Source organism: Streptomyces hirsutus (assembly GCF_001418415.1).
Lineage (GTDB): Bacteria > Actinomycetota > Actinomycetes > Streptomycetales > Streptomycetaceae > Streptomyces > Streptomyces hirsutus.
In genome coordinates, this window is the sequence record NZ_LIQT01000456.1 from 1 (window position 1) to 11,389 (window position 11,389).

At 72.4% G+C, this 11,389-nt stretch carries 13 protein-coding genes and 2 pseudogenes; 4 read left to right on the plus strand and 11 right to left on the minus strand.

The window, feature by feature from the left end:
- The 5 genes and pseudogenes from AOK11_RS45565 to AOK11_RS30435 form a co-directional block, all read right to left on the minus strand.
- Positions 1-318, minus strand: a pseudogene (locus AOK11_RS45565) (lysylphosphatidylglycerol synthase transmembrane domain-containing protein); the annotation flags it as partial.
- On the minus strand, positions 315-1,331 hold the full coding sequence (locus tag AOK11_RS30420; RefSeq protein WP_055596912.1) for a class I SAM-dependent methyltransferase: 1,017 nt from the start codon (positions 1,329-1,331) through the stop codon (positions 315-317). The pseudogene AOK11_RS45565 and the gene AOK11_RS30420, both read right to left, overlap by 4 nt.
- Positions 1,328-2,605 (minus strand): glycosyltransferase family 4 protein, encoded by a 1,278-nt coding sequence (locus AOK11_RS30425; protein WP_420903029.1) that lies wholly within the window; start codon positions 2,603-2,605, stop codon positions 1,328-1,330. The genes AOK11_RS30420 and AOK11_RS30425 overlap by 4 nt, the downstream gene beginning before the upstream one ends.
- Complete coding sequence (locus tag AOK11_RS30430) at positions 2,602-3,000, minus strand: 6-pyruvoyl trahydropterin synthase family protein (protein ID WP_055596914.1); 399 nt, start codon at positions 2,998-3,000, stop codon at positions 2,602-2,604. Before AOK11_RS30430 ends, AOK11_RS30425 begins: the two co-directional genes overlap by 4 nt.
- A gap of 174 nt (positions 3,001-3,174) precedes the next feature.
- Positions 3,175-4,161, minus strand: a complete 987-nt coding sequence (locus tag AOK11_RS30435) for a zinc-dependent alcohol dehydrogenase (protein ID WP_055596915.1) — start codon at positions 4,159-4,161, stop codon at positions 3,175-3,177.
- Between the two features lie 108 nt (positions 4,162-4,269).
- Here AOK11_RS30435 and AOK11_RS30440 point away from each other — a divergent pair, with 108 nt between their 5' ends.
- Positions 4,270-5,031, plus strand: a complete 762-nt coding sequence (locus AOK11_RS30440; protein WP_055596916.1) for a CDP-alcohol phosphatidyltransferase family protein — start codon at positions 4,270-4,272, stop codon at positions 5,029-5,031.
- A gap of 42 nt (positions 5,032-5,073) precedes the next feature.
- Here the strand turns inward: AOK11_RS30440 and AOK11_RS30445 are convergent, their stop codons facing one another.
- From AOK11_RS30445 to AOK11_RS30450, 3 genes and pseudogenes are all read right to left on the minus strand, one after another.
- Complete coding sequence (locus AOK11_RS30445; protein WP_157869481.1) at positions 5,074-5,451, minus strand: hypothetical protein; 378 nt, start codon at positions 5,449-5,451, stop codon at positions 5,074-5,076.
- Between the two features lie 305 nt (positions 5,452-5,756).
- Positions 5,757-6,011, minus strand: a pseudogene (locus tag AOK11_RS45570) (ABC transporter substrate-binding protein); the annotation flags it as partial.
- 3 nt (positions 6,012-6,014) lie between these two features.
- The gene (locus AOK11_RS30450) at positions 6,015-6,599 is read right to left on the minus strand and encodes a GNAT family N-acetyltransferase (RefSeq protein ID WP_079035183.1); all 585 of its coding nucleotides are present in this window, start codon (positions 6,597-6,599) and stop codon (positions 6,015-6,017) included.
- Between the two features lie 154 nt (positions 6,600-6,753).
- On the opposite strand from AOK11_RS30450, the gene AOK11_RS30455 reads away from it, so the two are divergent.
- Positions 6,754-7,737 carry an ATP-binding protein gene (locus AOK11_RS30455; protein ID WP_055596919.1) on the plus strand — a complete coding sequence of 328 codons (984 nt, stop codon included), beginning with the start codon at positions 6,754-6,756 and terminating at the stop codon, positions 7,735-7,737.
- 79 nt (positions 7,738-7,816) lie between these two features.
- Here AOK11_RS30455 and AOK11_RS30460 read toward each other — a convergent pair whose 3' ends face one another.
- Positions 7,817-8,356, minus strand: a complete 540-nt coding sequence (locus tag AOK11_RS30460; RefSeq protein WP_055596920.1) for a hypothetical protein — start codon at positions 8,354-8,356, stop codon at positions 7,817-7,819.
- A 235-nt stretch (positions 8,357-8,591) separates the two neighbouring features.
- Here AOK11_RS30460 and AOK11_RS45575 point away from each other — a divergent pair, with 235 nt between their 5' ends.
- Positions 8,592-8,924, plus strand: a complete 333-nt coding sequence (locus AOK11_RS45575) for a hypothetical protein (protein WP_240497551.1) — start codon at positions 8,592-8,594, stop codon at positions 8,922-8,924.
- Between the two features lie 11 nt (positions 8,925-8,935).
- Positions 8,936-9,181: a hypothetical protein gene (locus AOK11_RS30470; protein ID WP_240497552.1), complete on the plus strand. Its 246-nt coding sequence runs from the start codon at positions 8,936-8,938 to the stop codon at positions 9,179-9,181.
- A gap of 496 nt (positions 9,182-9,677) precedes the next feature.
- Here the strand turns inward: AOK11_RS30470 and AOK11_RS30475 are convergent, their stop codons facing one another.
- Together AOK11_RS30475 and AOK11_RS30480 are read right to left on the minus strand one after the other, a co-directional pair.
- Positions 9,678-10,892, minus strand: a complete 1,215-nt coding sequence (locus AOK11_RS30475; RefSeq protein ID WP_055596921.1) for a sensor histidine kinase — start codon at positions 10,890-10,892, stop codon at positions 9,678-9,680.
- On the minus strand, positions 10,883-11,389 hold a 507-nt coding region (locus tag AOK11_RS30480; RefSeq protein WP_055596924.1), incomplete at its 5' end, for a response regulator transcription factor. The genes AOK11_RS30475 and AOK11_RS30480, both read right to left, overlap by 10 nt.

Here is an 11,389-nt window from a genome sequence, read left to right on the forward strand (position 1 = left end):
GATCCCGAGTGCCACCAGCAGGGACGGCCCGTCGATCCGGCGCAGCCCGTCGACGAAGACACCGGTGCCCAGGCGCCACAGCAGCACGGCGAGGATGACAACGCCGGCGAGGGTGCCGAGCCGGGTGCGTACGGCGGGGGTGTTGAGCCGGGCGAGAAGGGCGCGGAGGCCGGTTGCGGTGCCGTCGCCGGTGCGTTCGGGGTTCGGCGGGGAGCTCTCCGGCTCCGCTCCCCTCCCCGGCCCCGCCCCCGTCGGCGAGGCCGCGGGCTTCGCGACCGGCGTGCCCCGTGCCGGTGTCTCCGCCGCCCGGGCAGTCACGCCGCGCCGCCCACCGGCCGGCACAGGGCGAGCAGGTCGCTGTGGTGGACGACGACCCGCAGGTCGCCCGCGGCGCAGGCCTCCAGGCGCTCGGCCAGGTAACGGCCCGCGGGCTCCGCCAGTTCGGGGCGTTCCTCCACGGCCGCGCCGACCCAGCCCCGCAGCCACTGCGCGGTCAGCCCGGCCTGCTCGGGGCCGAGCCGCCAGGGGCTCGAGTCGATCCGTACGGTCGCCCCGTGCTCGGAGAAGGCCTCCGCGGCCGCGGTGGCCGCGTCCGGGCCGAGCAGTCCGCCTCGCTTCTGATGGGCGTTGAACGCCTCGGTGATCTCCTGGTCCAGCGGGTGCGGTGCGGTCAGTTCGACCCGTCCGGCCACCGACAGCGTCAGCAGCGCCGGGCAGCCGGCTCCGGCACAGGCGGCGGCGAGGGCGTCGACGTCCTCGCGGGTGAGGACGTCGAGGAGTGCGGAGGCCGTCACCAGGGAGGCGCCGGCCAGGGCGTCCGCGGTGAGCCGGGCGACGTCACCGCGCCGGGTCTCCACGCTGACGCGGCTGCCGTCGGCGGCGGACCGAGGGGAGGCGACGGCGGCGAAGTGCAGGAGGTAGGGGTCCCGGTCGTGCAGGACCCAGTGCTGGGCGCCGTCCAGGCGGGGCGCGAGCCAGCGGCCCATCGAGCCGGTGCCGCAGCCGATGTCGTGGATGATGAAACCGTCGGCCCGCCGGGGCAGGTTGGCGAGCCGGATGCGCAGCGGGTCGAGCAGGTCGTGGGCCCGCGCGAAGGCGTCGGCGGGCTCGCGCAGTTGGAGCCACTCGGGCGCGTACCGGGCGGGTTCGTCCGGCTCGGTGTCGGTGTCGGTGCCGGTCCCCCGCAAGCGGAGCGTGGCCCGCTCACCGGGTCGCGGTGCGGGGCCGGCGCCGGGGATGACGGACCGGGTGTCCTCGTACCGGGGACCGGGCTGGGCCGGGACCGCGTCGGTGCCGCTGCCGGTCTGCTGTGTCGTCGCCTGGTCGGTCATGCGGCCCTCCGGGGTTCGGCAGGAAGCCGGCGCAGTACCGTCGCCAGGCTCTGTGCGGTGCTCGCCCAGCCACCGAGCGCGGCACGCCGGCCGCGCGCGGCCGCCTTCAGCCGGCGGCGGACGTCCGCCTCACCGAACCAGCCGCGCAGTTCGACGGCGATGGCGGCGGGGTTCTCCGGCGGGACGAGGATGCCGGGCACCCCTCCGTCGGGGGCGCGGCCGACCGCCTCGGGCAGGCCGCCGACATCGGTGGCCAGGACCGGGATGCCGCGCGCCAGTGCCTCGGTGACCGCCATGCCGTACGTCTCGGCGTACGAGGTGAGGACCATCAGGTCGGCGGTGGCGTAACTGGCGTCGAGCTCGGCGCCGGCCTTCGGCCCCGTCAGCTCGAGCCGGTCCTTGAGACCGTGCTTGCCGATCAGGTACCGCAGATGGGTGACGTACTCGGGGTCGTGGGCGAGCCCGCCGACCAGGGCGCAGCTCCACGGCAGGTCCGACACCGCGGCCAGTGCCTCCACCAGCCGGTGCTGTCCCTTGCGCGGGGTGACGGCGGCGACGCAGAGGAGGCGGGAGACGCCGTCGGTGCCGGAGGCGAGGGGCGCGATGTCGGCGCCGGGAGCGGCGACGTGGACGCGGTCGGGCGCGAGACCGTGGTGGGAGACCAGGCGGCGTACCGCCCAGTCGCTGGTGCCGATCACGGCGGGCACCGCGCGCAGGACCGTGCGCTCGCGGGCGTCCAGGTCGGCGGCGAGGGCCGGGGCGAGCCCGGTCTCGTCGCCGAGCGGGAGGTGGACGAGGACGGCCATGCGCAGCCGTTCCGCCTCCGGGACGACGACCTCGGGCACCCCGCAGGCGACCAGCCCGTCCAGCAGGACGACGGCGCCGTCCGGCAGTTCGCGCAGGGTGCGGGCGAGCGCGGCCCGGGCGGCGGCGTCCGGGCGGGGCCAGTCGCCGGCCACGGCGTGCCGCTCCACCTGCCAGCCGAATCCGGGCAGGTCCAGGCACACGCGCCGGTCGTACGCGTTGCCGCCGCTCGGCACCGACGGGTCGTCGACGCCGCCCGGCATCAGGAAGTGCACACGGCGCAGGGACATGGGGATGATCCCCCCGTTCCATCGGGCTGAGGCCTGGGCGGCGGCGGACGGGGCAGGTGCCTGGGCGGCGGTCGGTGCGGGTGCCTGGGCCGAGGACTGCAGCGGAACGTAGTCCAGGCGGGCACGGTCGACGGCCTGGCCGGTCACGTCGATGGTCGTGTCGATGGTTGTCTCGGTCACAGCGCACGCTCGTAACTCGCCCAGGCGATGTGCGACTCGTGCAGGGTGACGGTGAGCCCCGTGATGCCCTTGGCGCCCTCCCCCAGCGCACCCTTGTGGATGCGTTCGGCGAGCCGGTCCGCGATGACCTTGGCCAGGTACTCCGTGGAGGTGTTGATCCCCGCGAAGTCGGGTTCGCTGTCGAGGTTGCGGTAGTTCAGCTCGCCGGCCACGGCCCCGAGTTCCTGCGTGGCCAGGCCGATGTCGACGACGAGGTTGTCCTCGTCCAACTGTTCGCGCCGGAACGTGGCGTCCACGAGGAACGTGGCCCCGTGCAGGCGTTGGGCCGGTCCGAAGACCTCGCCGTGGAAGCTGTGGGCGATCATGATGTGATCGCGGACGGTGATGCTGAACAACGGACGACCCTCCAGGTGCGGCGCGTCTGCTCCCCGGCTGATCGCCGCCGGGGATGCCGGGTAGTACGGCCGTACGCCTCCCGGCGTTCAGCGTCAGGTGTGTCTTTTCTCAGGTCAGGGCCCGGGGCTTGTTCTCGGGGCGGACTTGAGCCCCTCACCCGGCCTGAACCGGAGTCAGACGGCGTCGGCCTCGCCGTACCGCACGAGGTGACACAGCGCCGGGATCTCGCCGGAGGCGAGGCGGGGCATGAGGGCGGGCAGTTCCGCGAACTCCGACTCGCCGGTGACGAGCGCGTCCAGGGCCGGGTCGGCCAGCAGATCGAGGGCGAGGGCCAGCCGGTCGGCGTAGCTGCGGCCGGGGCGGGCCGGGGAGACCGTGCCGACCTGGCTGCTGCGGATGACGAGCCGCCGTGAGTGGAAGTCCTCGCCCAGCGGAAGGCTCACCTTCCGGTCGCCGTACCAGCTCAGTTCGATCACCGTGCCCTCGGCCGAGAGGAGTTCGAGGGACCGGGCGAGGCCCTGTTCGGTGGCGCTGGCGTGCACGACCAGGTCGCAGCCGTCGAGGGCGTCCCCGGGCAGCGCGAAGCCGACGCCGAGTGCCTCGGCGGTCTTGGCGCGCGCCGGGTCGGCGTCGACGAGCTGGACCCGTACGCCCGGGAAGCGTGCCAGCAGCGCGGCGACCGAACTGCCGACCATGCCGCCGCCGACGACGGCGATCCGGTCGCCGATCAACGGCGCCGCGTCCCACAGGGCGTTGACGGCGGTCTCCACGGTGCCGGCGAGCACGGCCCGTCGGGCGGGCACGGTGTCGGGCACGGGGGTCACCGCGCTCGCCGGGACGACGTAGCGGGTCTGGTGCGGGTAGAGGCAGAAGACCGTCCGCCCGACGAGTGTCCTCGGCCCTTCCTCCACCACGCCCACGTTGAGGTAGCCGTACTTCACCGGCCCCGGGAAGTCGCCCTCCTGGAACGGCGCGCGCATCGCGGCGTGCTGGCTCTCGGGCACCTGGCCGCGGAAGACGAGGGTCTCCGTGCCGCGGCTCACACCGGAGTACAGCGAGCGCACCAGGACCTCGTCCTCGCCCGGCCCGGACAGGGGGACTTCCCGGATCTCACCCCGGCCGGGCGAGTCGAGCCAGAACGCATGAGCGGCGCGGTTCATCGAATTCCTCCTGAACGATCGGCAGGTTGCACGCGTACCGAGAGGTGCACAGGCCGCGCACAAGGTAGCGGCCTTGATCGACTCTGTCACACGGCCGGAGGGTGTTCGGTGGCCCTGAACAACAGTTACGACGCAAGGCTCGTACAGCAGGAGACCGCCGTGGGGGCGGGCATACAGGTCCTGCTGCTGGCGCTGCTCGGTACGGCGATCGGCATGGGCCCTGCGGGCTGGCTGACCGGCCTCGCGTTCGCGATCGCCACCTGGGCGGTGCTCTCCCGGGCCCTGCACCGGTCCCGGCTGCGCTCGTTCGGCGCGGCCAACCGGGTCACGCTCGGCCGGGCGATCCTGGTCGGCGGGGTGACCGCGCTGGTGGCCGACTCCTTCCAGGACTCACCGCCCGTCACCCTGTTCGTCGGCCTGACCGCGGTGGCCCTCATCCTCGACGGGGTGGACGGCAAGGTGGCGCGCAGGACGGGCACGTCGACGCCGCTGGGCGCCCGCTTCGACATGGAGGTGGACGCGTTCCTCATCCTGGTGCTCAGCGTGTACGTGTCGATGGCGATGGGGCCCTGGGTGCTGCTGATCGGCGGCATGCGGTACGTCTTCGTCGCCGCGGCCCGGGTGTGGCCGTGGCTGAACGCCGCGCTGCCGCCGAGCACGGCCCGCAAGACGGTGGCCGCGCTCCAGGGCGTGCTCCTGCTGGTGGCGGGCGCGAACCTGCTGCCGCACCTGGTCAACGTCGGGGTGGCGGCGCTGGCGCTGGGGCTGCTGGTGTGGTCGTTCGGCCGGGACGTGCTGTGGCTGTGGCGGACCTCGCGGGTACGGCAGGCCCACGTCGAGCGGCCGACGCGGGAGCTCGTCGCACAGTGACGCCCGGTCGGCCGCGGTGGCCGGCGCGGGCCCTGCGGTCGGTTACCCGGCGTTCGCCTCGTCCGAATCGTAGGGGGACGGGGGCGTGTTCTCGGGGTCCAGGATCTGCAGAGTGCCGTGGATCCAGCCGCCCGCCTTGCCCGTGTTCAGTGCGAAGCGGGCATGGGAGAGCGGGCGGGTCAGCGGGTTGCGGCGGTGGGTACGAGCCGCCTTCTCCGCGCCCTGAAGGGCTCTGACGGCAAAGGCGAGCCGGAGCTGAAGGTCGCGGGGGACCTCGACGTCGACCAGGTCCGCGGCACAGGAGGCGACCTTCTCGGCAGCGCCCTCCAGCTCGGCGGCACGGCGGATACTGGACGGCTCCTGGATGGACGCCAACAGCTCGCGTATGTCGTGCAATTGGGCTATGGCTTCGGAACGCATGCGTACAGCATGCCTCAACGGGGAGCGAGTCCCCGCACGGCACGGCACGGTACCGCGCCGACGACAGACACCGTGCGGTCCGCGTCGGCGGCACCGGGGGCCGGGGAGGATCGAACGGGCTTGAGGTGTCCCGTCACCCGCGCCGGGGCAGCAGCCCCGCCACCGCCGTGACACCGGCCAGGACCAGCCACCCCGCCATGCCCACGGTCCGTCCCAGGTGGGTGGCGAGGAAGGGCAGGACGGCGAAGAAGCCGATGTTGAAGGCGAGCTGGGTGAGGATCAGCAGCCTCAGGAGGGGGAGAGCCGGGGGCGGCGGAGCCGTTGGCGTCCATCGCGGTCAGCCCTTCGGAGACACCGAGTCGGCTGAGGAGGGTGGCGTCGGCGCCGTACGGGGAGAGCTGCTCGGCGGGCGGGAAGGCCAGCGCGACGCGCAGCCGGGAGCCGCTCGTGGCGTCGCCGCCGTCGCCGTCGGTGGGGTCACCGCCTCCGGAGGCGAAGCAGCCGGCCAGGAACGGGGTGACGGCGAGGGCGGCGAGCAGCCGCGAAGGAAGCCGGCGCACCGGTCACCGTCCCATCGGGAGTTCGAAGTGGACGACGCCGTTGCCGCCGCCGGCGTCCTCGCGCTCATCGTGCACGACCTTGGCGAGGGACCGCCAGAAGGCCTCGGCGCCGGGGACGGACGGGTCGGTGTGCAGGTACACGGACCCGTAGCCCCCATCGGCCGCGGCGAAGTCGAGCAGCTCGTCGACCAGGCGCCGGGCGAGCCCGCGCCTGCGGTGGTCCGGCCGGACGTACACGCGCCGCACCTGCGCGGTCTCGCCGGAGGGGTACCGCTCGGCGAGCTCCCGCGGGTTCGGCGGGTGGGCGGGACCCCGGGAGTCGAGCGCCGCGGTGGCGACGACGTCACCGGCACCGCTCCCGTCACCACTCCCGTCGCCACTGCCGTCGCCGTTGTCGCCCTCGGGGTCGATCGCGACGAGGAGGGTGTGATGCGGCGGGGCGAGGTAGGCGGCGGCCGGGTCGATGATGTCGCCGTGCCAGCGGGGCACGTACCCGGTGCCGAAGTCGCGGTAGACGGTGTCGAGCATCACGGCTCGCGCACGGTCGAGGTCCGCCGGACCCGCGGTCCTGATGATGCAGTCACGCACTTGCACGCCTTATGCATTAAGACCCCACGATCGATCATTCGGGTGAACCTCGCGGCGGGGCGGCCGGGACATGCGCCGAAGGATTTGACACCGTCGCGACCACACCCCTACAACCTAGCGACATGACATTCGTTTTCAAAAAGGTGGGGTGCCGATGAGGATCGCGTTCGTCGGCAAGGGCGGCAGCGGCAAGACGACGATGTCGGCCCTCTTCTCCCGTCACCTGGCCGCCGCCGGAGCCCCGGTGCTCGCCATCGACGGCGACATCAACCAGCACCTGGCCGAGGCACTCGCCCCCGCCGGGGACACCCCGGTGGCACCCCCTCCCCTGGGCCCGCGCCTGCACGACATCAAGGCGTACCTGCGCGGCACCAACCCCCGCATCACCTCCACCGAGTCGATGATCAAGACGACTCCGCCCGGCCGCGGCTCACGCCTCCTGAGCCTGCTCGGCGACGACGAACTGCACACGCGGCACGTCTCCCGGGCCGGCGGCGTCCCGCTGATGGCCACGGGCGAGTTCGACGACAACGACCTGGGCGTGGCCTGCTACCACTCCAAGCTGGGCGCGGTGGAGCTGTACCTGGGCCACCTGATCGACGGCCCCGGCGAATACGCGGTGGTCGACATGACCGCCGGCGCCGACGCCTTCGCCTCAGGCCTCTTCACCCGCTTCGACCTCACCTTCCTGGTCGCCGAACCCACCCGCAAGGGCGTCTCCGTCTACCGCCAGTACCGGGACCACGCCCGCGAGTTCGGCATCCGCATCGCGGTCGTCGGCAACAAGGTCACCTGCGAGGAGGACCTCCTCTTCCTCAAGGAACAGGTGGGCGACGACCTCCTGACCCACCTCGTGCACTCGGACTGGGTACGGGCGGCGGAACAGGGGCGGGCCGCACCGGCCGGCCCGAACACCTCGGACCCCCTCGGCACGTTGGAACCGCACAACCGTCACGCCCTGACGGTGATGCGCGAGGCCGTCGATGCCCACCCCCGCGACTGGGACCGCCTGCACCGCCACGCCGTGGAGTTCCACCTCCGCAACGCCCGCTCCTGGGCCGACGCCCGCACCGGCGAGGACTTGGCCGCCCAGGTGGACCCGGAGTACGTCCCGGGGCCGGCGACCCTGCTCCTCTGACACGCCGCCGCCCCTCGGCACCACTCATCCTGGTCCGACTGTCCCCGGTCCGACTACTCGATGCCGGTCGCGCGTCCGGCTACTCGACGCCGGTCGCGTCGAGCAGTCGGACCAGGTGCTTGCGCCCGTAGCCGAGCAACCGGGCACGGTGTACGCCCGCGAGCAGCAGGTGTGCGGCGATCTGCGCCGCGTACCCGTCCCTGTCGTCCCCGAGCCACTCCTGGGGCTTCTCGATCCCCAGGCTGTTCATCACCAGCCCGTGCTCGCGCCGGACTTGGGCGACGGTGCCGGCGACCGCGTCCAGCAGCGTCTTCCCCGGCCGTTCGCACTCCAGGGCAAGGCTCCCCCGGTCGACCGGCAGACATCCGTCCGGCGGCCGCTCCCGCAGCCCCGCGTACCGCTCGTCCCCGAACCCGGCCGCGTCGAACTCCTCGTGCACCAGGGAGAACCGATGAAACCCGGCCGGGACCGGAGGCGGTGGCGGCGTGTACTCCCAACCGGCGTCCTCGTACAGCTGCCGCTCGACCTCCTCCTCGTCGGCGTGCGTCACGGTGAACCCGCTGGCGTCGTTGCGCCCGGTGGTCGTGCCGTCGGGGTTGCGGTGAAAGGAGAGACCCATATGTGCTCCCGTAGTTCGTTCTAGGGATGAACAATGACGAACAGGGATGAACGAGAATCCCTCGTCGCTGGATCCAACGGCCCACGGACAGCACCAGTGCCCGCTCTCGAGCTCATCACCCGATCGCATGACCGATGAGGCGCAGGCTGACGCCGGGCAGCGACGCACCACTCCCCACGTACGGAGTTCGCCGCAAACCCCCTGGTATGCCAGGCCCCTGAACTACCGTGACGCCATGACGACGAAGCCCGGCATGCCGCCTCTCCCTCACCTCACCCCGACCGGCACCTGCTGGTGCGGCTGCGCCAAGAAGGTCGGTGCCGGTTCCTTTTTCGCACAGGGCCACGACAAGGTGGCGGAGGCTGCCCTGCTCGCAGCCGAATATGGTTCGTCCGTCGCCCAGTTGCTGCATGCACACGGATACGGCCCCGGCCACTCGGTGAGCGCACGTGCCGTGTCCGAGGGCGTATGGCGGAAGTGCCCGTCGTGCGCCTACGTCGGCGCCCCGGCGAGCATCGCCAACCACACGAGGCGCGAACACGCACCCGCCGCAACCGAACAGGCGTGAGGACCAGCACGATGACCGAACCGACCGCCGGCACATCCAGCCAACGCGCCGACCTCGAAAAGGCGGTGCGCACCTACGGGGGCCACTGGGACACCAACCGCGGCCTGCGCGCTCTACGCGACGCGGGACACGACCCCCAGGAGAAGAACACCCGCCACATCCTCCGCGACCTCGCACGCCAGGGCCTGCTGGTGAAGGTGGAAGACTGGCCCGTCCGCTACCGCGCAACGCAGTCGGACGCCGACGACCGGTCCTGAAGGCAACCTCGCCGTATGGCCGGCTCGCCCCACCCCTCGCACATACCCGCGCCGTCGGCGGCGTGACACCGCCGACGGCATTCAACCTCACTCGCCCCGGATCCAGCTGCCAGACGCCGTCCCAGCCTGCTGCCGATGCTTCCTCGGGCGAGCCGGAAGGAATCTGGGTGGCTACCGCGGCGCGTCCTCGCGCGCCAAGACCCCGTGTTGTCCAGCGGATCGCTGCTGGCCGAGGAGTTGCTTCCCTGGCCGGACGGCCCGTGTTTCGCGCGCCTTGCGGTGAGCTGCTCGCTGGCGTCGTTGACGGACCGAGCCTTGGCCAGGACCTCTGCGACATCGCCGAAGAAGGCGTTGCCGGGATCAGTGGCATCAGGACTCCGAGCCCGGGCAGTGGGAGCGGCCGGCGCGGGAGTTACGGCGTAGTCCGCTCACACACGGGTGGATTGAGTGGTCGGGCATGCGGTCGGGCCACATCGGCACGGGGCTGCGTCATGCGTCATGGGAAGCGGACCGTGACGGTGAGGCCGCCCGGCCGGCCGGGTTCGGCCGTCGCCTCGGTTCCGTGGGCCTCTGCGATGGAGCGGACGATGGCGAGGCCGAGCCCGTGGCCAGTGGTGCCGACGCGGTCCTGGGTGAGGCGGCGGAAGGGCTCGAAGAGGTCCGGTATCCGGTCGGCGGGCACGGGGGGCCCGGTGTTGGTCACGGTCAGCGTGTGGCCTTCGAGCCGTACCCGGACCCGGCCGCCGGGGTGGTTGTACTGAATGGCGTTGCGGACGAGGTTGGTCAGCAGGTGGCGCAGCAGCAGTGGATCGCCCAGGACGGTGAGCGGCCGGTCCGACGTCACGGCTATGTCCACCTGGCCTCCCTCGGCCTGTGGGGCGAGCTCGGCCGCCACGAGCCGGGCCGCGGCCGACAGGTCCACGGTCTCGGTCTCCTCCAGGCCGCGGTCGCTGCGGGCGAGCAGCAGCAGTGCGGTGATCAGCTGCTCGGCCTCGCGGTTGGCGGCGAGGAGGTCCTCACGCACTTCGGCGAGGCCGTCGGGGAGGGGGTCGGCGAGGCCGACCTCCAGGCTGGTGCGCTGGACCGCGAGGGGTGTCCTGAGTTCGTGGGAGGCGTTGGCGACGAAGCGCCGCTGGCTCTCGAACGATTTCTCCAGCCGGTCGAGCATGGTGTCGAAGGTGTCAGCGAGGCGGTGGAGTTCGTCGTCGGGGCCGGTGAGCGCCAGCCTCTGGTGCAGGTTGTGCTCGCTGATCCGGCGGGTGGTCTCCGTCATCGCGGCGACCGGCCTGAGCGCCCGCCCGGCCAGCCACCAGCCGAGCAGTCCGGCCAACAGTGTCGTGACGAGCAGTCCGACGGCCGACCAGAGGAGCATCTGCCGCAGGGCGGTGTCCTGCACCGCTTGTACGGTCTGGTCGATCTGGCGGACGAAGGCGACGCCGTCGTCGGTCGTGCCCGGCGGCGGAAGAGTGCCCTGAGGGTCAGTGGGTTGCGCGTACCCGCTGGAGGACTCGCCGGAGAACTCGCTGCCGCTCGGCGCGTCGATCTTGGTGATCTCGATCGCTTCGACCTGTCGGGCCGTCCCGTAGCGCGCGAGCAGCACCACGAAGGTCAGCAGTGCCGCACCCGTCAGCAGGAAGAGCGTGGAGAAGGCCAAGGCCAGCCGGGCGCGGAACGGCATGCCTCGCAGCAGCGTCCGCGGGTTCAGTCGCACAGCCGGTATCCCTGCCCCTTGTCCACGGTGATGAGGCCGGGGTCGCCCAGCTTGCGGCGCAGCCGGCTGACGGCGACCCTTACCGCGTTGGTGCGCGGGTCGAGGTTCTCGTCCCAGACGGTGCGCACGAGTTCGCCGTGCGGCACCACCGCCCCTCGCGCCTCCATCAGCAGGTGCAGGACCGCGAACTCCTTGGGTGTCAGTTCCAGGGGCCGGCCGTCCACGGACACCTCGTGCCGCGCCCGGTCCAGGGTGATGCCCTCGTGTCGTAGCGCCACCTGTGGCGACTTGGGCGCGCGACGGCTGAGCGTCCGTACTCGGGCGACCAGTTCGGCGAAGTCGAAGGGCTTGGTCAGGTAGTCGTCGGCGCCGAGAGCGGTGAGTCCGTAGACCTTGTCCGTGATCTCGCCGGCCGCGGTCAGCATCAGGATCCGCGGCGGGTCGGTGAGTTCGCGCAGCCGTCGGCACACCTCGTCGCCGGTCATGACCGGCAGGTC

Bases quoted from the DNA above. Each gene is read 5' to 3' on its own strand.
- AOK11_RS30420 (WP_055596912.1), bottom strand. From the start codon at position 1,331: ATGACCGACCAGGCGACGACACAGCAGACCGGCAGCGGCACCGACGCG.
- AOK11_RS30435 (WP_055596915.1), bottom strand. From the start codon at position 4,161: ATGAACCGCGCCGCTCATGCGTTCTGGCTCGACTCGCCCGGCCGGGGT.
- AOK11_RS30445 (WP_157869481.1), bottom strand. From the start codon at position 5,451: ATGCGTTCCGAAGCCATAGCCCAATTGCACGACATACGCGAGCTGTTG.
- AOK11_RS30455 (WP_055596919.1), top strand. From the start codon at position 6,754: ATGAGGATCGCGTTCGTCGGCAAGGGCGGCAGCGGCAAGACGACGATG.
- AOK11_RS30460 (WP_055596920.1), bottom strand. From the start codon at position 8,356: ATGGGTCTCTCCTTTCACCGCAACCCCGACGGCACGACCACCGGGCGC.
- AOK11_RS45575 (WP_240497551.1), top strand. From the start codon at position 8,592: ATGACGACGAAGCCCGGCATGCCGCCTCTCCCTCACCTCACCCCGACC.
- AOK11_RS30470 (WP_240497552.1), top strand. From the start codon at position 8,936: ATGACCGAACCGACCGCCGGCACATCCAGCCAACGCGCCGACCTCGAA.